Source organism: Burkholderia singularis, assembly GCF_001718875.1.
Lineage (GTDB): Bacteria > Pseudomonadota > Gammaproteobacteria > Burkholderiales > Burkholderiaceae > Burkholderia > Burkholderia singularis.
On the sequence record NZ_CP013449.1, the window covers coordinates 96,676 to 119,210 of the forward strand.

19 protein-coding genes are annotated in these 22,535 nt (G+C 61.4%); 10 read left to right on the forward strand and 9 right to left on the reverse strand.

Annotated elements, in window-relative coordinates:
• Positions 1-70 precede the first annotated feature (70 nt).
• From AQ611_RS16505 to AQ611_RS16530, 6 genes are all read left to right on the forward strand, one after another.
• Positions 71-649: a TetR/AcrR family transcriptional regulator gene (locus tag AQ611_RS16505; RefSeq protein ID WP_059515583.1), complete on the forward strand. Its 579-nt coding sequence runs from the start codon at positions 71-73 to the stop codon at positions 647-649.
• A 280-nt stretch (positions 650-929) separates the two neighbouring features.
• Entirely contained in the window at positions 930-2,150 is a 1,221-nt protein-coding gene (locus AQ611_RS16510; protein WP_069235402.1) for an MFS transporter, read from the forward strand.
• Positions 2,151-2,412: 262 nt separating this feature from the next.
• Positions 2,413-3,618, forward strand: a complete 1,206-nt coding sequence (locus AQ611_RS16515; protein WP_069235403.1) for an efflux RND transporter periplasmic adaptor subunit — start codon at positions 2,413-2,415, stop codon at positions 3,616-3,618.
• 40 nt (positions 3,619-3,658) lie between these two features.
• On the forward strand, positions 3,659-6,838 hold the full coding sequence (locus tag AQ611_RS16520) for an efflux RND transporter permease subunit (protein WP_069236346.1): 3,180 nt from the start codon (positions 3,659-3,661) through the stop codon (positions 6,836-6,838).
• A 13-nt stretch (positions 6,839-6,851) separates the two neighbouring features.
• Complete coding sequence (locus AQ611_RS16525; protein ID WP_069236347.1) at positions 6,852-8,342, forward strand: efflux transporter outer membrane subunit; 1,491 nt, start codon at positions 6,852-6,854, stop codon at positions 8,340-8,342.
• 1,397 nt (positions 8,343-9,739) lie between these two features.
• Positions 9,740-10,780 carry an AraC family transcriptional regulator gene (locus tag AQ611_RS16530; protein WP_159935898.1) on the forward strand — a complete coding sequence of 347 codons (1,041 nt, stop codon included), beginning with the start codon at positions 9,740-9,742 and terminating at the stop codon, positions 10,778-10,780.
• Between the two features lie 178 nt (positions 10,781-10,958).
• On the opposite strand, the gene AQ611_RS16535 is transcribed toward AQ611_RS16530, so the two are convergent.
• From AQ611_RS16535 to AQ611_RS16550, 4 genes are all read right to left on the reverse strand, one after another.
• The gene (locus AQ611_RS16535; protein WP_069236348.1) at positions 10,959-11,423 is read right to left on the reverse strand and encodes a hypothetical protein; all 465 of its coding nucleotides are present in this window, start codon (positions 11,421-11,423) and stop codon (positions 10,959-10,961) included.
• A gap of 73 nt (positions 11,424-11,496) precedes the next feature.
• Positions 11,497-12,717 (reverse strand): DUF3734 domain-containing protein, encoded by a 1,221-nt coding sequence (locus AQ611_RS16540; protein WP_059519412.1) that lies wholly within the window; start codon positions 12,715-12,717, stop codon positions 11,497-11,499.
• A complete protein-coding gene (locus AQ611_RS16545) occupies positions 12,714-13,499 on the reverse strand; it encodes a 3-hydroxybutyrate dehydrogenase (protein WP_059519414.1) in 786 nt (261 codons plus the stop codon). Before AQ611_RS16545 ends, AQ611_RS16540 begins: the two co-directional genes overlap by 4 nt.
• Before the next feature lie 46 nt (positions 13,500-13,545).
• The gene (locus AQ611_RS16550; protein WP_059519416.1) at positions 13,546-14,286 is read right to left on the reverse strand and encodes an acetoacetate decarboxylase; all 741 of its coding nucleotides are present in this window, start codon (positions 14,284-14,286) and stop codon (positions 13,546-13,548) included.
• Between the two features lie 468 nt (positions 14,287-14,754).
• On the opposite strand from AQ611_RS16550, the gene AQ611_RS16555 reads away from it, so the two are divergent.
• A complete protein-coding gene (locus tag AQ611_RS16555) occupies positions 14,755-15,351 on the forward strand; it encodes an undecaprenyl-diphosphatase (protein ID WP_069235404.1) in 597 nt (198 codons plus the stop codon).
• A 35-nt stretch (positions 15,352-15,386) separates the two neighbouring features.
• Here AQ611_RS16555 and AQ611_RS16560 read toward each other — a convergent pair whose 3' ends face one another.
• From AQ611_RS16560 to AQ611_RS16580, 5 genes are all read right to left on the reverse strand, one after another.
• A complete protein-coding gene (locus AQ611_RS16560; protein WP_059519419.1) occupies positions 15,387-15,623 on the reverse strand; it encodes a hypothetical protein in 237 nt (78 codons plus the stop codon).
• A gap of 222 nt (positions 15,624-15,845) precedes the next feature.
• Positions 15,846-16,673, reverse strand: coding sequence for a siderophore-interacting protein (locus AQ611_RS16565; RefSeq protein ID WP_059519423.1), 828 nt, complete (start codon positions 16,671-16,673; stop codon positions 15,846-15,848).
• 34 nt (positions 16,674-16,707) lie between these two features.
• Positions 16,708-17,367, reverse strand: a complete 660-nt coding sequence (locus AQ611_RS16570) for a PadR family transcriptional regulator (RefSeq protein ID WP_374755071.1) — start codon at positions 17,365-17,367, stop codon at positions 16,708-16,710.
• Positions 17,368-17,893: 526 nt separating this feature from the next.
• On the reverse strand, positions 17,894-19,294 hold the full coding sequence (locus AQ611_RS16575) for a heavy metal sensor histidine kinase (protein ID WP_069235405.1): 1,401 nt from the start codon (positions 19,292-19,294) through the stop codon (positions 17,894-17,896).
• The gene (locus tag AQ611_RS16580) at positions 19,291-19,962 is read right to left on the reverse strand and encodes a heavy metal response regulator transcription factor (protein ID WP_069235406.1); all 672 of its coding nucleotides are present in this window, start codon (positions 19,960-19,962) and stop codon (positions 19,291-19,293) included. The genes AQ611_RS16575 and AQ611_RS16580 overlap by 4 nt, the downstream gene beginning before the upstream one ends.
• Positions 19,963-20,252: 290 nt before the next feature.
• On the opposite strand from AQ611_RS16580, the gene AQ611_RS16585 reads away from it, so the two are divergent.
• From AQ611_RS16585 to AQ611_RS16595, 3 genes are all read left to right on the forward strand, one after another.
• Positions 20,253-20,654: a hypothetical protein gene (locus tag AQ611_RS16585; RefSeq protein ID WP_069235407.1), complete on the forward strand. Its 402-nt coding sequence runs from the start codon at positions 20,253-20,255 to the stop codon at positions 20,652-20,654.
• Between the two features lie 87 nt (positions 20,655-20,741).
• The gene (locus AQ611_RS16590; protein WP_069235408.1) at positions 20,742-21,041 is read left to right on the forward strand and encodes a hypothetical protein; all 300 of its coding nucleotides are present in this window, start codon (positions 20,742-20,744) and stop codon (positions 21,039-21,041) included.
• Positions 21,038-22,534, forward strand: coding sequence for a TolC family protein (locus tag AQ611_RS16595; RefSeq protein WP_069235409.1), 1,497 nt, complete (start codon positions 21,038-21,040; stop codon positions 22,532-22,534). The genes AQ611_RS16590 and AQ611_RS16595 overlap by 4 nt, the downstream gene beginning before the upstream one ends.
• Position 22,535 lies beyond the last annotated feature (1 nt).

Sequence of the window (22,535 nt, forward strand, 5' to 3'; positions counted from 1 at the left end):
GGACGGTTCGGCAGATGGACGCATCGCCGGGCTTGTTCCGCGTGGCGCCCGGCAACACAAAGGTGTGTTCATGAAAGCCGAAGCAACCCGCGATCTCATCGTCAATTCCGCCGATGAGTTGTTTTACCAGCACGGTTACGGCCGCACATCCTTCTCGGATATCGCGGACGCGGTGAAGATTTCGCGCGGCAATTTCTACTACCACTTCAAAACCAAGGACGAGATCCTCGACGCCGTGATCGACGTGCGTCAGGTGAACATCCAATCGATGCTGGAGGAGTGGGAGGCCGAATGGCCGGAGCCGCTCGACCGCCTCAAGCGTTTCGCGAACATGCTGATCGTGAACCGGGGCAAGATCATCCGTTCCGGCTGTCCGGTCGGTACGCTTTGCGCCGAACTGACGAAGCTCGATCATGTTGCGCAGAACCGGGCGAACGAACTGTTTACGGCGTTTCGGGCGTGGCTGTGCGAGCAATTCGTGCTGCTTGGCCACGATGCCGACGCCGAGGCCGATATGTTGGCGATGCATCTGCTATCGCGCACGCAAGGCGTCGCGATGTTGGCAAACGCTTATTCCGATGAGGTATTTCTCCGGCGTGAGGTCAAGCAGATCTGCGAGTGGCTGGACACAGTCGTACAACGCAACTGATGCCGCCGGCGGCTGACGGGCGGGGGTGTTCGGGCCGATACGGCGGGTGAGCTGTCGGCCGGTCGGGCAGCGCGCGGCTCGAACGAAGGCATCGATATCGAAGCACGGTAAAGCGGCATTGTGGCGAGCGGCCGCTCCGAAACAATCAATTCGGATCACTAAACAAAATGCTCGTGGTGGCGAGGCTGCGTTTAGCCAGGTCCAGCGAATTTCGGTACGGTGGTCGCGGCGGCTTGTGCGATCAGCATGCCGGCCAGTTTGATATTTTTTGGGAGATGCAATGGAATCAGCTCAGCTCAATTCGAAACGTCCGCTCTATTGGCTGGCGCTAGGCGCGTTCGCGCTATCGACAGAGGGTTTCATGATCGCCCCGCTGTTGCCGAGCATCTCCAGCGATCTGTCGGTCAGCGTGGGCGTCGCGGGGTTGCTCGTCACGGTTTTCGCATTCGCCTATGCGATTAGCTCGCCGATTCTCACGACGCTCACGGGCAATCTCAACCGGCGCATCCTGCTGATATTCAGTCTTGCCGCATTCACCGTTGCCAACGTGGCGGCGTGGTATTCGACCAGCTTCTTCCAATTGATGGGCGCGCGAATCCTGCTGGCGTTCGCTGCCGGACTTTACCTGCCGAACGCCAACGCGGTAGCCGGATCGCTGGTCGCGCCTGAGCAGCGCGGACGCGCCTTGTCGATCGTCAATGGCGGCTCCAGCCTCGCGATCGCGCTTGGCGTGCCTTTCGGGTCGATCATCGCGAGTTTCGGCAGTTGGCGCACGACGTTCGCGAGCGTGGCCGTGCTCGGGGCGATCGGCACGGTGGGTCTGCTGTTCGGTCTGCCGAAAGGGTTCGGCAAAGGCTTGCCGACGGCGACGCTGACGCAGCGGATTCAAGTGGCGAGCAGGCCCGCCGTATTGATGGCGCTGCTGTCGACGATGCTTTGGGCGGCCGGCGCATACACGGTCTATACGTATATCGCGGCGTATATCGGCGACACGCTGAAGGTACATGGATCGCTGCTGAGCGGCGTGCTGTTCGTCTGGGGGGTATCGGCCGTGACCGGGATGATCTCGGGCGGCCGCCTGACCGACAGGCTTGGATCGCATCGGGTCATCGTGCTTGCATTGAGCGTGCTGACCGCGGCGTTCGTGGCGTTGTCGGCGATCAATGCGTATGTTCCGCCGCCGCTTGCGGTGGTTCCGGTGATCGTTGCGGTGATTCTGTGGGGTGCGTCGGTCTGGGGGTTCATTCCGCCGCAGCAATCCAGGCTCATCGGCATCGGCGGGGTGAATGTCGCGCCGGTCGCACTTTCGTTGAATGCGTCGTTCATGTACATCGGCTTTTCGTTGGGCTCTGCCCTGGGCGGATTTGCGCTGAGCAGGCAAGGGGTGGGCAGCCTCGGTTTGATCGGCGCGGCGCTCGAAGCGGTTTCGCTGGGCATCGTGCTGCTTACCGCCCGGAAAAAGGCGGCCCGCGCTGCGACGCGGGAGTTGGTAGACGGTTGAGCTGCATTGTTTGGTTGTCTGGCACGCCTTCTGCGCCGATCGGCGGGATGGCGGCGCCATGCCAACGTTGTTGGTTGCACTCGAAGTGAATGCCGATTCTGTCGCGATGGCGGCAGGTCGGCTGCAGTGTGGGGCACGGAGCGCCTGAGGCACAGGCTGCTGTTCTGAATGCTCGAATGCTTGCCGAAACTAGTGTGGCATTTCGAAATTTCAGTACGTTAGTAATACTTAAAAAAATATCGATCGATCGGGAAATACCGAGATGAAGATTTTGCATACTCGCCGCTCTCGCATTGTGTTGGCCGGAGTTGCCGCAGTTGCATTCGCGGGCTTCGGTTTGGCGGGCGTGATCGGTGTGCGGGCGAGCGCACCCGACAAAGCGCAGGCGCCGCTGACGGAAGTGGACGTGGCTGGGGTGCTGTCGAAGACGGTAACGGATTGGCAGAGCTATTCGGGGCGTCTGGAGGCGGTGGAGAAGGTGGAGATCCGGCCGCAGGTGTCGGGCACGATCGTGTCGGTGAATTTCAAGGACGGCGCGCTGGTGAAGAAGGGCGACGTGCTGTTCGTGATCGATCCGAGGCCGTATCAGGCGGAGGTCGACCGGGCGGCGGCGCAGCTGGCGGCGGCGCAGGCGCGCAACGGCTACGCGCAAAGCGATTGGCAGCGCGCGCAGAGGCTGATCACCGACAACGCGATCGCCAAGCGCGATTACGACGAGAAGCAGAACGGCGCGCGCGAGGCGATCGCGAATCTGAAGGCGGCGCAGGCGGCGCTGGAGGCGGCGCAGATCAATCTGGGCTACACGCGGATAGTCGCGCCGGTGTCGGGGCGGGTGTCGCGTGCGGAGATCACGGTGGGCAACGTGGTGTCGGCGGGGGCGTCGGCCGCGCCGCTGACGACGCTGGTGTCGGTGTCGCCGATCTACGCGTCGTTCGACGCGGACGAGCAGACGTATCTGCAATACATCGGCAGTGCGAAGGATGGGCGCAAGGTGCCGGTGGAGCTGGGGCTGGCGAACGAGAGCGGCTATTCGCGGCAGGGCGTGATCGACTCGGTGGACAACCGTCTGGATGCGTCGTCGGGGACGATCCGGGTGCGCGCGCGCTTCGACAATGCGGACGGGGTGCTGGTGCCGGGTTTGTACGCGCGGGTGAAGGTGGGCGGCAGCGCGCCGCATGCGGCGCTGCTGATCGATGATGCGGCGATCAACACGGACCAGGACAAGAAGTTCGTGTTCGTGGTGGATCAACAGGGGCGGGTGTCGTATCGCGAGGTGCAGTTGGGCGCGCAGCATGGCAATCAGCGGGTGATAGTCGGGGGATTGTCGGCGGGGGACCGGATCGTCGTGAACGGCACGCAGCGCGTGCGGCCCGGCGAGCGGGTGAAGGCGCATCTCGTGCCGATGACGGGCGGCGATGATGCGGCTGCGGTTGACGAAAAAGAAACGGCGAAGCGCGCGAACTCGTGATCGCGCAGCTAGGCACAATCCAGTCCAAGTGAACGACTCGATGAACCCATCCAAAATTTTCATCGACCGGCCGATCTTCGCAGGCGTGCTGTCGGTCGTCATTCTGCTCGCCGGGTTGATCGCGATATTCCTATTGCCGATCTCCGAATATCCGGACGTCGTGCCGCCGTCGGTGCTCGTCAAGGTGCAGTATCCGGGCGCGAACCCGAAGGTGATCGCCGAGACGGTCGCATCGCCGCTGGAAGAACAGATCAACGGCGTCGAAGGCATGCTGTATATGCAGTCGCAGGCGAACAGCAGCGGCAATCTGACGATTACCGTCACGTTCAAGCTCGGCACCGATCCGGACAAGGCGACGCAGCTCGTGCAGAACCGCGTGAACCAGGCGTTGCCGCATTTGCCGGAAGACGTGCAGCGGCTCGGCGTGACGACGATCAAGAGTTCTCCGGCGATCACGATGATCGTGCATTTGATCTCGCCGGACAACCGCTACGACATGACGTATCTGCGCAATTACGCGCTGATCAACGTGAAGGACCGGCTGTCGCGAATCCAGGGTGTGGGTGAGGTGCAGTTGTGGGGCGCGGGCGATTACGCGATGCGCGTATGGCTCGATCCGCAAAAGGTCGCGCAGCGCAATCTGACGGCCAACGACGTCGTGAAGGCGATTCGCGATCAGAACGTGCAGGTCGCGGCGGGCGTGATCGGCGCATCGCCGACGCTGCCGGGCACGCCGCTGCAATTGTCGGTGAACGCGCGCGGGCGGTTGCAGAACGCGGAGGAATTCGGCGACATCGTCGTGAAGACCGCGCCGGATGGCGCCGTCACGCATTTGCGCGATATCGCTCGCATTCAGCTCGGCGCATCGGATTACGGTTTGCGCGCGCTGCTGGACAACGACGCGGCGGTTGCGATGCCGGTATATCAGTTGCCGGGCGCGAACTCGCTGCAAATTGCCGACGAAGTGCGCAAGACGATGGCCGAGCTGAAGCAGGATTTTCCGGCAGGCGTCGACTACCGGATCGTCTATGACCAGACGCTGTATATGCGCTCGAGCATCAATGCCGTCATTCATACGCTCGTCGAGGCCATCGTTCTCGTATCGATCGTTGTCGTCGTGTTTTTGCAGACGTGGCGCGCATCGATCATTCCGCTGATCGCCGTGCCGGTGTCGATCGTCGGCACGTTCTCGCTGCTATTGCTGTTCGGCTATTCGATCAATACGTTGTCATTGTTCGGGATGGTGCTGGCGATCGGGATCGTCGTCGACGATGCGATCGTGGTCGTCGAGAACGTCGAGCGGAACATCGAGAACGGGCTGTCCGCACGCGAGGCAGCCTACAAGACGATGCAGGAAGTGAGCGGGCCGATCATCGCGATCGCGTTGACGCTCGTGGCGGTGTTCGTGCCGCTCGCGTTCATGTCGGGCCTGACGGGTCAGTTCTACAAACAGTTCGCGATGACGATCGCGATCTCCACGGTGATCTCGGCGTTCAATTCGCTGACGCTGTCGCCCGCGCTGTCGGCGCTGTTACTGAAGAGCCACGGCGACAAGGAAGACTGGTTCACGCGCGCGATGAACCGCGTGCTCGGCGGTTTCTTCCGGGGTTTCAACAAGGTGTTCCATCGCGGCGCGCAGAACTATGGGCGCGGCGTGCGCGGCGTGCTGTCGAGAAAGACGGCGATACTCGGCGTCTATTTTGTGTTGATCGGCGTGGCGATATTGCTTGCGCGGGTCGTACCGAGCGGCTTTATTCCGGCGATGGATCGAGGTTATCTCGTCGCGTTCGCGCGACTGCCGAATGGCGCATCGCTCGATCGTACCGAGGACGTCATGCGGCAGATGGCATCGATTGCGCTGAAGCAGCCGGGTGTCGACCATGCGCCTGCCTTCCCCGGCATGTCGGTAAACGGCTTCATGAACAGCTCCAGCTCGGGCATCGTGTTCGTGATGTTGAAGCAGTACAGCCAACGTCATGGCATGTCCGCGGATGCCGTTGCCGCCGCGCTGACTCGTCAGTATTCGAAAATCAAGGGCGCGTCCATCGCGGTGTTCCCGCCGCCGCCGGTATTCGGTCTCGGCACGCTCGGCGGCTTCAAGATGCAGATCGAGGATCGCGGCTCGGTCGGTTACGCCAAGCTCGCGGATGCAGCCAATGATTTCATCAAGCGTGCGAAGCAAGCGCCCGAATTGCGCCGCGTTTTCACCAATTATCAGATCAACGTTCCGCAACTGAACGTGGATCTGGACCGTGTCAAGGCGAAGCAGCTCGGCGTGAACGTGACGGACGTGTTCGACACGATGCAGGTGTATCTGGGCTCGCTGTACGTGAACGATTTCAACCGGTTCGGCCGGGTGTACCAGGTGCGGGTGCAGGCGGACGCGCCGTTCCGCCAACGCCCGGACGACATCCTGCAATTGAAGACGCGCAACGCGGCGGGGGAGATGGTGCCGTTGTCGTCGCTGGTGACGGTGTCGCCGACGTTCGGCCCGGAGATGGTGGTGCGCTACAACGGCTACACGGCGGCGGACATCAACGGCGGGCCGGCGCCGGGCTTCTCGTCGGGGCAGGCGCAGGCGGCGGTGGAGCGGATCGCGGCCGAGACGCTGCCGCGCGGGGTGAAGTTCGAGTGGACGGATCTGACGTATCAGCAGATTCTGGCGGGCGACTCGGCGTTCTGGGTGTTTCCGATCAGCGTGCTGCTGGTGTTCCTGGTGCTGGCGGCGCTGTACGAGAGCCTGACGCTGCCGCTGGCGGTGATCCTGATCGTGCCGATGAGCATCTTGTCGGCCCTGACGGGGGTGTGGCTGACGCAGGGGGACAACAACATTTTCACGCAGATCGGGCTGATGGTGCTGGTGGGGCTGTCGGCGAAGAACGCGATTCTGATCGTGGAGTTCGCGCGCGAGCTGGAGCATGACGGCAAGACGCCGCTGGAGGCGGCGATCGAGGCGAGCCGGCTGCGCCTGCGGCCGATTCTGATGACGTCGATCGCGTTCATCATGGGGGTGGTGCCGCTGGTGCTGTCGACGGGGGCGGGCGCGGAGATGCGGCACGCGATGGGGGTGGCGGTGTTCTTCGGGATGCTGGGCGTGACGGGCTTCGGGCTGATGCTGACGCCGGTGTTCTACGTGGTGCTGCGCACGCTGGCGGGGGGCAAGATCCACGTGGCGGGCAAGGATGCGGCGGGCTACGGCGTGCCGGCCCCGGATGCTTGAGGACAAGAAGATGATGCAAGGCAACAAGGACAAGACTGGGCAGACCCGCGTGGCGGGCATGGCGAAGCTGGCGGCGGCGAGCGGGCTGCTGGCGGGGCTGCTGGCGGGCTGCGCGGTGGGGCCGGATTACCAGCGGCCGGAGGTGCAAACGCCGGCGGCGTTCAAGGAAGCGCCGGCGCTCGAGCCGGGCGAGCAGGCGGGCACGTGGAAGGAGGCGGAGCCGGCCGACGGGGCGCATCGGGGCGAGTGGTGGACGGTGTTTGGGGACCCGGTGCTCAACGCGCTGGAGACGCAGGCGCTGGCGGCGAACCAGAACCTGAAGGCGGCGGCGGCGCGGGTGGAACAGGCGCGCGCGGCCACGCGCGCGGCGCGCTCGCAATGGTTCCCGCAGGTGGGGGTGGGCTTTGGGCCGGTGCGCGAGGGGCTGTCGTCGGCGTCGCAGTTTCAGCCGTCGGGGACGGGCCCGCTGACGACGACGCTGTGGCGGGCACAGGGCACGGTGTCATACGAGGCGGATCTGTTCGGGCGGGTGAGCCGCGACGTGGAGGCGTCGCGGGCGGATGCGGCGCAAAGCGAGGCGCTGTTCCGCTCGGTGCAGCTTGCGCTGCAGGCGGACGTGGCGCAGAACTACTTCGAGCTGCGGCGGCTGGATGCGGACCAGGATCTGTACCGGCGCACGGTGGAGCTGCGGGAGGAGGCGCTGAAGCTGGCGCAGCGGCGCTTCACGGAGGGCGATATCAGCGAGCTGGACGTATCGCGGGCGAAGAACGAGCTGTCGACGGCGCAGGCCGACGCGGTGGGGGTGGCGCGGCGGCGGGCGGCGTCGGAGCACGCGCTGGCGATTCTGCTGGGCAAGGCGCCGGCGGATTTCGCGTTCGTGCAGACGCCGCTGGTGCCGGTGACGGTGCGGGTTCCGGCGGGGTTGCCGTCGGCGCTGCTGGAGCGGCGTCCGGACATTGCGGCGGCCGAGCGTGCGATGGCGGCGGCCAATGCGCGGGTGGGGCTGGCGAAGTCGGCGTACTTCCCGAAGCTGGATATCACGGGCGCGTTCGGCTATGAGGCGGCGACGCTGGGGAATTTGTTCATGTGGTCGAGCCGGACGTTCCTGCTGGGGCCGTTTGCGGGGACGGTGCTGACGCTGCCGGTCTTCGACGGAGGCCGTCGCAGCGCGGGGGTGCAGCAGGCGCGTGCGCGGTACGACGAGCAGGTGGCGGCGTACCGGCAGCAGGTGCTGGTGGCGTTCCGGGAGGTGGAGGACAATCTGTCGGATCTGCGGTTGCTGGATGAGCAAATTCGCGCGCAGAGCGACGCGGTGAATGCGTCGCGGCGGGCGGCGAAGCTGTCGCGCACGCAGTACGAGGAAGGGCAGGTGAGCTATCTGGAGGTGATCGACAGCGAGCGCTCGGTGCTGGAGTCGCAGTTGCAGGCCAATCAGTTGACGGGCGCGCAGGCCGTCTCGACGGTCAATCTGATTCGCGCGTTGGGCGGCGGGTGGTACAGCTAACGATGCCGCTGGGATATCGATTCAAGTTAGCTTCATTTCCTGACGCGGCTTCGATCAGGACCAGAGGCGCGCGTTTACAAAAAGTTGCAAAAACGATATCGCATCAATTGGAATTTCACGAAATTCGGTTTGTAAAATAATCGGAATGAAAATTCATTGGAAATGTAATGTTTGAAATGTAATTTTTTATAAATTGTTTTGCTTCAATTGGTAATGGAAGTTGCTGTTCCGCTAGAGGCGGCCTTCATATTGCAGATGCTGACATAGCCTAGAAATAAAAGTCTCAGTAGTCTTCTGCGTATTATGGAAGCGAAATTCCATAATAGAAAAAATGAAAAAAATCTTTGATTATTTATCTTTGAATAAATATAATTTGATCTTGTCCGACGGGTCCTGTTCATCATGATGTTCATTCGTTGAATCGACCATGTGATGGTGAGGGCTATCTGTGCCCAAGTCGTCATGTGCGAGCCGATCTCTCGTAATCGGGGCCGGTGGGGAGTCGCATGAATGCAGGAGACGATATGGCGACGGGTCATTCCATACTGAAGATGTTGTCCGATTTTCTTGATCGTTGGACAGGTCACGACATGGTGTTGCCCCACGCGTTAGCCGAGCAAATTCGCGCGGAACTCTTGATGAACAAACATTCGCATGCGGTCTCTTCGGAAGGGTTCGTATCCGTATGCAAGGCAATGCCCGATGCATCGGCGATTGCATCAAGCATGCCCTCGGCAATGCCAGTCGAAGGGCGGAACCGCACCCTGCCTTGGGTGCGGGCGAACACGCGGGGTGCGTACCCCGTATCGGATTGCGGGGAGCGGCCGATATAAATGCAGCCGCGACGCAGACGCCTGCGTTGACGGTACGGCCCATATGTCTAGAAGCGTGCGGCTCAGCACGCCGAAAAATCTCGATGACCCAGATGCAGTCGGGGTGCGATGTCGGAAGGAGTGACGCCGACGTCGCGCTGGCGTGCGCCAGGAAGACGAGACGCATTAAGAAGCAGGCCGATGTTCATCCACGAGGGAAACGATGTCGATCAAGCGTATTGGATTTACAACCGCATTCGCGCACGGCCGGGCGCATGACTTTCCTGCCGGCCGCGCATTCGGGCGTCCGCATGCAATGAGCGGGGCGCGTGGCCAGTTCGGCATGCCGTAGTCGTACTCAGCACGATCCATTGTGTCCCGATGAGTGATTGGCAGATGCGCCATCATGTGCCGATGGCGCTGTTCGAACCATAGATCGGCATCGCGCGATCTCGCCGGCATTCACGGCACCGAACTCAAAACTCACCGCTTTGCCGCATTGGCTATACGCCGATTCGATCGGCAGGGATGCGCATTGGTATTTCCCCACTCTACATATCGATATCTATAAGAATTGGAGGCAATATGTCTGACCCGGTTTTTTTTGAGTTTTCGACATCTCCTTATTCATCCTCAGATAAACTCGATGCATGGCGCGATCAGAACGTATTGGCCCAGGTGGTACCCGGAAATCGCGGCATTTCAAACGATTCCACGATTGACAGTCATTTTCACGGCATTCATGTCAATCAATTGATGATTGGTAATGTAACGTACACTACGAAGTATCAGGACGATCCGGTGAGTTATGACGCAATTCGCTGTGACAAGCGGATTCGCGAAGACGGGTTTGATCATTATTTTTTCAGAACGAGCAAGGAAAATGCATGGCGTGCGAGCAAGTTCGACAGTGTCGAACACGTGCTGCCTCATCAGATCGCCATCGCCGACTTGACGAAGCCTTACCAGGTGGAGGTACATGCGGGGAGCTTCGTTGTGCTTATGGTGCCGCGCAAGCTGATTCCATTCGATTTGTCCGAGCGCCACGGCACGGTCGTCAGCGGCACGCTGGCCGCACTGACGAGTCAGTATCTCCACTCACTGGTGACGAAGCTACAGGACATTTCCGCAGCGGAAGTTCCGAATGTCGCCCAGGCAACCTTGGGTATGCTGACCGCGATGTTGATGCCGACGAAGGATAATCTGCACCAGGCCCAATCCGAGTTGAAGGTCGAAATGTTCGGCCGCATCAAGAAGTACATCGCCGCGAATCTGGCATCGCCCGCGCTGAGTGTCGAGTCGATTTGCAAAGAGGTCGGATTATCGAGAGCGAGTTTGTATCGGCTGTTTGCCGAGAATAATCTCGGCGTCAATGAATATATCAAGGTGGCCAGGCTGCGGAAGATATATTTGATACTTTCGATGCAAGGCGAGCCGAAGCGGCGGCTCTCAGATATTGCTTACCAATATGGTTTTTATAGCGTGTCCACCTTGACGAGAGACTTCAAAAAATACTTCGGATTTACACCCAAGGAAATCCAAAGCGCGGTATGGGGCGCCAATCTAAAAATGAGAGAGCGCTCCGACAGGACGGCGCGGGATTACAAGGGATGGCACTACGTTTGAACGAAATCCTGGTGTACGCGCGCAAGGGTGGATGGCGCATCGACGGACGACCCCGTTGGGCGCCTTCTAACAGGCGCTTCGTCTTGAAGCGCGCGTGATATTTCGACGCCGGCCAAAGGTGAGAACTTTCGGGATTGGGAACGGGGTAGCCGCCGCCGGCTTTAATACGGGCCCCTCACTACAGCCGCTGCTGTTTCGCCAGCGTGAGCACGCGCGCCCAACGCAGTGCATCGCGCTTGCTCCGCATCGGCAGCGTCCATTCGGCGTGCTCTGCGTCGCGCACGGCGACGATCAGATACCAACGCTCGTCGCGTATCTCAACGCGGCAAGCGCCGAGGTCGCTCAGCGTATAACGGCCGTTCACGCCATTTTGCGAGAGCCACAGTAATCCTTTCGTCGTCGATACGCGCAAGTAGCCCCAGGTGCGTTGCACCACATGCGTCCAGCCGTCGTCGTGCGCGTTCGGTGCGATTTCACGGTAACGCCTGACCCAAAAGGCGATCGCAGCCACAAGCAGTACGGCGGCAACGGCGGCCAAGCCTATCGCGGTCGTGCTGCCCAGCCAAGTGGCCATCGCATCGAAGGCGAGAACGGCGCCCCACATGAGTGCGGCGAGCACGAGTGGAATGAGCAGAAGTGGCATGGTTGTCGACGGAAAGAAAAAAAGCGCGGCCGATGTAAACCGGCCGCGGATTGGCAGCAACGTTGAAAGAGCGTTACCGGATTCGGTGGATATCGTGCGTGACGAAGCCCGCGTCGTTGTTGGGCAGGTCGAGGCCGTCGCTCACGGAGAGCGTCTTGCGAATATCAGTGAGCCCGGCATTCCAGTGATCGCGCATCGTCGACAAGCCGAATTGAACGTCTTTGTACTGGTGCTCGTAGGATTTCTGTTGGTAGATCAAGTGCTGCACGTTGTAGCTGCGGCTGCACGACAGCTCTTCGGCTTTTTGGCACCACGGGTCCTGCTTGCGCACGCTTTCGGGCACCTGCTCGAGCACCCGGCGCAGCACGTTGCGGAACCGTTGTTCGCGTTGCAGCATGTCGGTCACGAAGCGCGTGCGGCTCGAGTACTGGACGTCTTTGGTGCGTTCGGCAACATCGTTCAGCGATTCCGGCAACGGTCCGTGCGCGCTCCACAGATCGACCTGGAAGACGAGTGTGTTGCGGCGCGGCGTTGCGCGCAGCACCTCCATGAGCGGCGTGTTCGACACCACGCCGCCGTCCCAATAGAACTCGCCGTCGATTTCGACGGGCGGAAAGCCGGGTGGCAGCGCGCCGGACGCCATGAAGTGCTCGGGCCGCAACGTCGTTTTCGTGTTGTCGAAATACGCGAAGTTGCCGGTGCCGACATTGACCGCACCGACCGATACCCGGATTTCGCCGGAATTGATCCGGTCGAAGTCGCACAGCTTGAGCAGCGTCGCACGCAGCGCAGACGTATCGTAATAGCTGACCTTCTCGGGCGGCTGCGTCATGTTCGGCAACAGCGGCGGAAAACGCGGCACGAAAAAGCCGCGCTGTCCTTGCAGGAACGCGCTGGCGGTTTGCGTTGCGGTCAGCATCGAACGTAGATGCTCGTGGCTGTTGAACAGCGCGTGCTCGAACGCGGCCGGCAGCGACGGGAAGAAGGCGGGCTGGCAGATCGTCTCCCAAAACTCCCGCAGCCGCTCGACGCGCCGCTCGGGCGGATTGCCGGCGATCAACGCGGTATTGAGCGCACCGATCGAAATGCCGGCGATCCAGTTGAGCGGAATCCTCGCATCATGAAGCCCTTCGAACACGCCGGCTTGATACGAGCCGAGCGCGCCGCCGCCTTGCAGCACGAGTGCGATCGTTTCATACGGCAGATCGCGGGCCGGCACGTGTGGTGCACTTGCTTCGTTGTGCAGGATTTCCGGGTCGACCGCCTGCTTCTCGGTCCGGGCGCGCGGTTTCATTGCATGAACCAGCCGTGGCTGACGATGAACGATTGGCCGGTGAGTGCGGCGCTCGGGAATGCCGACAGGAACAGCACCGTCTTTGCGACATCCTCGACGGTGGTGAACACGCCGTCGACCGTTTGGCCGAGCATCACTTTCTTCACCACTTCGTCTTCGCTGATGCCAAGCTCTTTCGCTTGTTCGGGAATCTGCTTGTCGACGAGCGGCGTGCGCACGAAGCCGGGGCACACGACATGCGAGCGCACGTTGTGCTTCGCGCCTTCCTTCGCGAGCACGCGCGCAAGACCGAGCAGGCCGTGCTTGGCGGTTACGTAGGCCGACTTGAGGGGCGACGCCTCGTGCGAATGCACCGAGCCCATATAGATGACGACGCCGCCGCGATCGTCCTTGTACATATGCTTGAGCGCGGCCTTCGTGGTCAGGAACGCGCCGTCGACGTGGATCGCCTGCATCTTCTTCCAATCGGCAAACGAATAGTTCTCGATCGGATTGACGATCTGGATACCCGCATTCGACACGAGAATGTCGACCGAGCCGAACGTCTGGGCGACCTTGTCGATGCCGGTGTTGACCGCGTCCTCATTCGTCACGTCCATCGCGACGCCAATTGCCTTGCCGCCGGCTTGCTCGATTTCCGCGGCGACCGCATTGGCACCGTCCTGGTTCAGGTCAGCGATCGCAACGGCCGCGCCTGCGCGAGCGAGTTCCAGCGCGATTTCCTTGCCGATGCCGCTTGCGGCGCCCGTCACGACTGCGGTTTTGCCGTTCAGATTGCTCATGATCGAATTCCTATGGAGAATGGGGTGGAAGAAAAAATGACGCGCGTCACTGCGCGAGGTAATCGTAGACGACTTCGCCCAAGCCGAGTGTCAAATCGGCGATCAGATGGCGCGCCTCGACAACTTCGAGCACCGGCAGATCGGCAACGGGCGCAAGCGCGTGTTGCGAGAGCGACAGCGCAGCGGGGCCGGTCCATGCGCCTTTCATCGTGATGTCCTGCAGGTAATAGCGGACGAGTTCGCACACGCGCGGCGAGCCGTCGACGTGTGGAATGATCTTGAGCAGGAAATTCGCTCCACCGAGGCGCTTGGCTTGCTCGGCGATATCGAGTTCCTTGTGCTTGTAGCCCATCGTGCCCGTCGCAACGCGCACGGGGCCATAGTCGAGCGTGCCGAGCAGCGTATCGATGTGGGTCTCGAGCGTCGGCTGTGCGAGTTTTTTCGGGAAGCCCCACAATTCGCGGCCTCCCGCAATCGGCGGATGGTCGTTCAGGTACATGGCGAGCGTGTAGCCGCCCGGCTGACCATTGAATTCGACGGGAATCACCTGTCCGCTCTCGGTGTAATCGCCGAAACCCGTCGAATCGGGCATCCGGATGAATTCGTAATGGACGAGAGGCTCGGTGACTTTCAGCGGCTCCGGAACGATTTCGCGCAGGCGATCGATGTCGGTGCGATAGGTGATGATCAGAAATTCCCGATTGACGAAACGGTACGGACCCATTGGGAATGCCGGGCTTGTAAGAGGCATCGCAAAAGCTTTCGATCGAACGTCGCTGGATTTCATGGGTACTCCTTTCGTGGTCGTTTCGTTGGCAAGCAAGAGCACTCGCTATGCTAAGCGCGGCCGCGGTACTTGTGCGGTGCCGCACTTGGAAAAGATTATTGCGAAAATTAGTAAAACGAAATGACAAATTTTGACAATTGTGTAGTGGCGGTTTGGCGCGAATATCAGGCGGGAAGATTGGTTGTCAGGCGTTCGAAATATTATGAATAAAAGAGAAAGGTGAGCTTTTTCGGGGAAGGAATGGTGAGTGATTACGGGGAAAGGAAAGGTGGGCTGGCTTACCAAGAAAGGCCGCGCGATTGAACTTTCATCGAACTTGTGTTCTCGAACCCGCGCGTTGTTAGAATCTTCGACTTTCCTTTGGTTTTGTGGCGCTTCGGGTATTAAGTTGTTCTTAAGCATGTGCTTTTTAGCATTGGACGAACTTCATTACTCGGTGCCGTGCGATTCCGCCACTGTTTTCGTCCCATGCAAAATCTTAATCTCGCCATTTTTTCCGCGCTCAACGCGGGTTTGACGCCCAATTCAGCCGTTGCCCATTTTGGGGTGTTTGCCGCTGACTGGCTGGTGTACGCGGTGCCGATCCTGCTGCTGCTGACCTGGATCATGGGCGCGCGCCCAACTCGACGGCAGGCAATCGAAGCCGGTCTTGGCGCGTGCGCGGCGCTCGCGCTCGCGCAGGTGATCGGCTATTTCTGGTACTCTGCGCGGCCGTTCGCGCTCGGCATCGGCACGCAACTCGTGCCGCACGCGCCGGACAGCTCATTTCCAAGCGATCACATGACCTTCGTTGCGAGCATTGCGGCGGGCCTTATCGTCGCGGCGGCGACGCGCACGGCGGGCATCGTGCTCGCGTTCATCGCGGTGGTGGTCGGGTGGGGGCGTGTTTATGTCGGCGTGCACTGGCCGTTCGACATCGCGGGCGGCGTGTTGGTCGGAACGGCCGGTGCGCTAGCCGTTCATTTGTACGGCCGTCCGTTGACGGCGCTGCTTGATCGGATCGGCGAGGCGGTGCATGCCGCCACATTCGCACGGCTGCACGGCAAGTCGATTCGCATCGACTGATTATTCAGGCTGATCGGCGCTCACGAAGTGACGAATCAACCGGGCGTTTTCGCTTCGGCGGCATCATTTGCGGCGGCGTGTTCGGCGTTCGTGCCGCCATGCAATTCGACGCTTTCATTCTGCCGCCGATGCGCGGCTTCGCGATCGGGCACACCGTCTTTCAGGATCGCGCACATCGCGACGAATAGCCCGATCGCGATTGCGGCAAGACTGCAATAGCCGGCAATCCTGAGCTTCTTCCCAATACCGGCGGAGTTGGATGGATGGGGCATGGTGTATCGGGCAACGATGCACAACGCGCGAACGCTTGCTTCGGCGTTCATGACGAACCACGCCGGCGTGCGCCGTGACACCTTCGCCGGCGCAAACGCAGGCCGTCAAAATAGATATAGAACATTGCACGTGAGGATGCAACGGCGGCAACAGCCGCCGATCGCAATGCGCCTGCGGCTTGCCGGCGCGATGGGGGACGCCGGCTATCGCGGGCCAGGGGCTTAGTCGTCGAGCGATTCGTGAACCGCGCTCGCGCCGCGCTTCCAATACGCGGCTGCTCGAATCCGTGATTTCGCGATGCCGCGCTCGCCGCACAGATGCTCGCGCACGGCGCGCATCTCGGACGCTTCGCCGGCAGCCCATACATAGCCGTCGCCTGCCGGCAGCGGCAAATCGCGCAGCGCGCTGACCAGTTGACTCGCACCGTTTGTGGTTTGCGCCGCATCGTTCCGATGGAGCCAAACCCGATACAGATTCGTGCGGGTGGCAAAGTCGATCTGCGCAGACGGATCAGCAACTTCCAGCACCACCGTGACGCGCGCGCCGGCCGGCAATTCTTCGAGCCGCCGGGCGATCGCGGGCAACGCGGTGTCGTCGCCGATCAGCAGATGCCAGTCGAAATCCTTCGGGATAACGAATGAGCCGCGCGGGCCGCCGATGCCGAGCATTTGCCCGACCTGTGCGTGCGCCGCCCATTGCGATGCCGGACCCGGATGATGCAGCACGAAATCGAGATCGAGTTCGCGCGCGTCGCGATCGTAGCGGCGCGGCGTGAAATCGCGTGCAACGGGGCGCGGCCGGTCTTCGGGGAACACGATGCCGTTCGGGCCGAGTTCGGGGCGCGCGGGCGCGTCTTCGCCGGGAGGCGGAAAAAATACCTTCACGTGATCGTCGAACGACGCGGATTCGAAGTCGTGCAATTCATCGCCCGTGAGCGTGACGCGCATCAGATGCGGCGTGACGGCACTGACGTGCTTGACTTGCAGCAAGCGGAATTTCAGTGGGTGGCGCACGCGTGCGACCATGCGCTCGGTCATCGGTTGGGTCATGAAGCGGTTCTCCTTGAAAAGCCGATGCGGGCGCTCAGTCCGTTGTCCGGCCTTCGATTTCAGCGGTGGCGCGCCGCAAGATCGCCGCGATGCGGCGTTGCTCGTCGGCGCTCGCGCCGCTCTTGCGCAGCAGCGCATGTTTTAGTGCCATCCGCGCGTCGACGAATTCCTGAAGCCAGCCGCGCGTATCGTCGTCGGCCGGTGCGTCGCCAGCGAATGCGCGGCGCATGAATTCCATCTTGCGGCCGAGGTGCTCGAGCTTCGCAAACAGCATCTCGACACGTTCGCGCTGCGCGTTCAAATGCGCACGGCCGGTATCGGCAAGCGCGTAGCGCTTGCGATTGCCTTCCGCTTGCACCGTTACGTAGCCGAGTTCCTCCAGATACGTGAGCGCGGGGTACACCATGCCGGGGCTGGGCGCGTAAAAGCCGCCCGAGCGGGTGTCGAGCGCCTTGATCAGTTCATAACCGTGGCTGGGCTGATCGGCGAGCAGCGCGAGCAGCAGCAGTTGCAGGTCGTCCGCGCTGAACTGGCGGCCGCGTGGCAATGCGTCGTCGTTGCCGAAGCCGTTCGGGCCGCCGCCGAAGCCGCTGCCGAAGCCGCTGCCGAAACCTTCGCCGAACGGCCCGAAGCCGTGCCGGCCGCCGCCGCCGCGCCGGCGACCGCCGATCATGTGCCGCATGTGATGAAACATCGCGAACGGTCCGTGACCAAGCCATTCGTGGCTGAACGGGAACGGGTCGCGGCCGAACCGTTCACGATGATGATGTTCATGGGCGTATCGCCCGTGGCCGGATACATCGTGCATGCCGCCCATACGGCGCGAGAACAGATGAGCATGGCGCATCTCAGGACTCCAATGTGTTTTTAGATGTATCTAAAGATATATATCGAAAGATATAAAGTCAACATGATTTTTGGGGGACGGGAGGAGGGAAGTCGCTTGTTAGGCAGATGCGGGTGCTCGACGAATGCGAGCTTTTCTCGAAGAGGGATTCGAGTAATTGATAGGTAAAAACTATGAAGCAGCCGGCACCGAGCTAGTCCCGATGCCGCCGGTCTGCGGCCACGGAAAGATTCATGGCCAAGGTTGCATCAGCTTCGCGTGAGTGGCCTGTCCGGCTCAAACCGGAGAATTGTTCCGAGCCGGCTCCGCATGGCGCCGCGCTGGGATGGGGAGCGCCATCGTCGATCTCCTTGAGCGCGTTTGCGTCAAAGGCTCACATGCCGGTGGAATCCGGAAAGCGCAGGGTGAAAGTCGTACCGGCGTCGCCGCTTGTTGCGTCGATGCTTCCGTGGTGCAGCTCCATGATGGATTTCACGATGGCGAGCCCGAGGCCCGCGTTCCTGGACGACCCGTGCCGTGCGGTGTCGACTCGATAAAAGCGCTCGAAAATTCGGTCGATGTGCTCGGGCGGGATCGGCTGTCCGTGATTGGTTACCTCGATGACGGCATGTCTTCCCGAGCAACTCGAAGCCAGCACGACCGTCGATCCGGCCAGCGCGTGGTCGATGGCGTTTGACACGAGATTGCCGAGCGCCCGGCGAAACAACGTCGCATCGGCCGAGACGCGGGCGCTGCCCTGGACCACGATATCGATGCGCTTCTCGTCAGCGACGCTCTGGAAGTAAGAGGCCAGCCGCATCAGTTCGTCACCGGATTCGAGATCTGACAGCTTGAGGGGTTGCCGCGCGTTGTCGGCACGTGCGAGGAACAGCATGCTTTCGATCATCCGTTGCAGGCGCTCGCATTCCTCGATGTTCGAGCCGATCAACGTCTCGTATTCGTCACGCGTTCTCGGCCGCGACAATGTGATCTGCGACGAGCTGATCACGTTGGCGAGGGGTGTGCGCATATCGTGAGCGAGGTCGGAAGAGAACTGCGAGAGGCGCACGAACGCGCGCTCGAGCCGATCCAGCATGCGATTGACCGACGACGCGAGCTCGCGCAGCTCGAGCGGGCCACCGCGTATGTCGAGTCGCTCGCTCAAATTGTGCGCCTCAATCGTCGAGGTCTGGCGGCCCAGGCTTTCCACCGGGCGAAGGCCTCGACGGGCGATCGCATAACCCAAGCCGCCGAGCAATGCCGCGCCGGCCGCGACCGCAAGCCAGATGTCGGTGCAATAGTTTTCCAGCAGCGACTGCCGGTCAGTGGCGGTTCGCACAAGCGAGACCTGTATGTCTTCGCCGGAGGGCAATCTGTCACGCGCGAAAATGCAGCGCGACAGCCCGATGCCCTCCGGCTCGCACGTATATGGAACACGAGGCGGATGGCCGCCGGTGGCGATCGATTTCAACGTCACGCCCGGCGCGGCCGTGTGCTCGATTAGCGGATTGTTCTGCGCATCGTAGATACCGAGGTAGACGCCGGGGTGCGAGAGAAGCGCCTCATGGAACATTGCGGGAGTTGCGCGAACGCGCTGTGTCGAACCGCTGGCGTGAGCCAACTGCAAAAACTGACTCAGCTTGCCGCTGATCTCGATATCGTCGCGCCGCTGCAATTCAGTCGACAGGGACCGATACAGGTAAGCGCCAGTCAGCGCAAACGCCATGCCGGCGACGGCCGCAAAGGCGAGCGTCAACCGTGTGAGCAGCGAGTAAGGCGCCGCCTTTTCCGTCATGAGCGGTCCTCGAGCACGTATCCCATGCCTCGGATGGTGTGGATCAGCTTTTTGTCATATGAATTATCGACTTTGGCACGCAAGCGCTTGATCGCGGCGTCGACGACGTTCGTATCGCTGTCGAAGTTCATGTCCCAAATCTGCGAGGTGATGAAGGTACGCGTCAAAACCTCGCCTTCCCGTTCAGCTAGAAGCTGCAGCAACGCGAATTCCTGTGCGGTCAGCTCGATGCGATTGTCGCCGCGGCGCACCCGCCGCTTGAGCAGGTCGATCTCCATGTCCGCAATGAGCAGAATGTCCCGCACGCTCCTCGGTGCGCGCCGCAGCAACGACCGGATACGCGCGAGAAATTCCGCGTAGGCAAACGGTTTGAGCAGATAGTCGTCGGCGCCGAGTTCAAGCCCGGTTACTTTGTCCTCGATCGCGTCGCGGGCGGTAAGCAGCAGCACCGGCATCTGCTTTTCCGCTCGCAGGCGCTTGAGTACTTCGAACCCGTCCAGTTCCGGGAGCATGACGTCGAGCACGACGAGGTCAAAATTTTCATGTAGCGCGAGGAACAATCCGGTTTTGCCGTTCTCGGCGACATCGACGGTATAGCTCGCTTCCGTCAGCCCCTTTCGGAGGTATGACGCCATTTTGGGTTCGTCTTCGACTATGAGTATCCGCATGGAAGTGCAATAGGCCTATCGACGGGCTCGGCGGGGCACGCGCTGCGCCCAGCATACGGGTGGGAAAGGGCGTGAAAAATGACGGCTGGATGACAATTTTTTCATGAATCCGCGATGGCTGCGGCCGGCGAGCGCGGCCGTCATCGCTGGATGAAAAAATGATCATTTTTCGACCACGCCTTCGTCACATATCGGCCGATAAGCTAGATCCCGGCTATCCCGCTGGTGGCCACACCCGGATATGTTATCGAAGTTATCGTAGCGAACTGCCTGTGCTAAGCTCCGCCCCCATGTCATATTGGCGCAATTTCTTCATCGTCGTGCTGTTGGCGCTGAGCCTGCCGGTTCAGTCGTTTGCGGCTGCCTCGATGAAATGCGCCAGCGTGCTTGCCAAAGCCGGCGAAACGCCAATCGTTCATGCCGAACAACGCATGTCTGAGCATCATCACGACATGCCCGCAACGGCGCTCGCGGCCGGCGACCATCACGCTCGTCACCACGGCGGCAGCCATCACGCACATTCATGTTCGACATGTGCGGCCTGCTGCTTCGGCACAGGGTTACCGGCGGTGCCGGCCGTCGTCATATCCTCGGACGCAACACGCGTCGTCGTATCCATTGCGCCTGGTGCCGGTGTCGTGTCTTTCCTGACCGACGGCATCGAGCGACCTCCTCGCTACGCCCTCGTCTGATGCTTCCCCGCGGGTAGCGCGCGGGATGTGCCATTCGTACTGACGCTCCTGCGTGGGTCCGTCAGATGATTTACGACGAGAAAATCTATGCGACTGATTTCTGCGGCGCTGCTGGGCGCGGCGGCTTCATTGCCGACGCTCGTGCACGCCACAAAAACGATTCCCGATCCGACGGATGCAGCGGCATCCGTCCCGGCGATTTCGGCTGCGCCGGCCTTCGACGGCTATCGCCGATACAACGATGCCGACAACCTGACTTGGCCGCAACTCAATCAAGCGGTCCAGGATAAGCCAGCCGGCGGCGGCATCACGCACGGCGGCGAGATGAACGAGTCAGCCGGCGATCGCAAGTCGAATCGTTCGCAACATGGAAAGCCCGCCAAATGATGAAACGATTCGTTTCAACGCGCATGAGCGCGGGTGTTGCCTTCATGGCGTTTCTGGCCGGCTGTACCACCTTCTCGAAGGACGGCGGGTTTGGTGCGGTGTCGTCGATCGCCACGGAGCGCCTCGGCAAGGACGCGGTCATCGTCAAAACCGATACCGATCGGGACGCAGTGGCCAAGCGGACGCAGCAATTGCTTGCCAAGCCGCTCTCGATGGACGACGCCGTCCAGATCGCTCTGCTGAACAATCGAGGATTGCAGGCATCGTATGCGGAATTGGGGCTTTCGGAAGCCGATCTGGTGCAGGCGGGGCGGCTGCCGAACCCGGGCTTCACGTTCAGCCGCACGCGAGCGGGCAATGGCGATCTGAGCATCGGCCGTGCGTTTTCGGCGAACGTACTGAGCATCCTGACCTTGCCGTTCGCCGCACATATCGAGGGCCGACGCTTCGAGCAAACGAAACTCGAGACTGCCGACGCTATGCTGAAGCTCGCAGCCGAGGCGCGGCGCGCCTACATTAACGCAGTGGCCGCCGAGCAGGCCGCCAACTACGCGAACCAGGTGAGGGACTCCGCTGACGCAGGGGCCGAATTGGCTTCGCGCATGCGGCAGGCGGGGAACTTCAGCAAACTCGATTATGTGCGGGAGCAGGCGTTCTACGCCGATTCGATCGCGCAGGCCGCCAAGGCCCGGCAGCAAGCGGTATCGGCTAGGGAGAAACTCACGCGCACGATGGGCGTATGGGGTACCGGCACGCAGTACACGTTGCCTGATCGCTTGCCGGATCTGCCGAAGGAACGGCCGGAACTGAAGGATCTCGAGCAGTTCGCGATGCAGAACCGGCTCGACATCCAGGCGGCGAAGCTGCGCACGCAGGGGGTTGCCTCGTCTCTGGGCCTTAGCAACGCAACGCGATTCATCAACGCACTCGATATCGGCTATCAGAACAACTACGAGACCGACAAGGGCCGCGAGCACGGCTACGAAATCAGTATCGAAATCCCCATTTTCGATTTCGGCAGCGCCAAGGTCGCCCGCGCGCAAGCCATCTACATGCAGTCTGTGAACCGGCTTGCCCAAACGGCGATCGATGCGCGATCGGAGGTGCGCGAGTCGTATTCCGCTTACGCCAGCAGTTACGACGTCGCGAAGCACTATCGCGACGAGGTCGTGCCGATCCGCAAGACGATCTCTGACGAACTACTGCTCCGCTACAACGGCATGCTCGTCAGTGTTTTCGAACTACTCGCCGACTCGCGCGAGCAAGTCGGCGCGGTGAACAGCTATATCGACGCGTTGAAAGATTACTGGCTCGCGGAAACGGATCTCCAGCAAGCGCTGGGCGGACGCCTGCCGCAAGCCGGCGCCGCGCCGGCCGCGCCAACGCCGACGGACGTGCAATCGTCGGTGAAACCGTCCACGGCAACGATGGCACAACCGGCGCCGGCATCCACGGCACAACCGGCGCACGAAACGCATTCGGAAGGTAAATAAC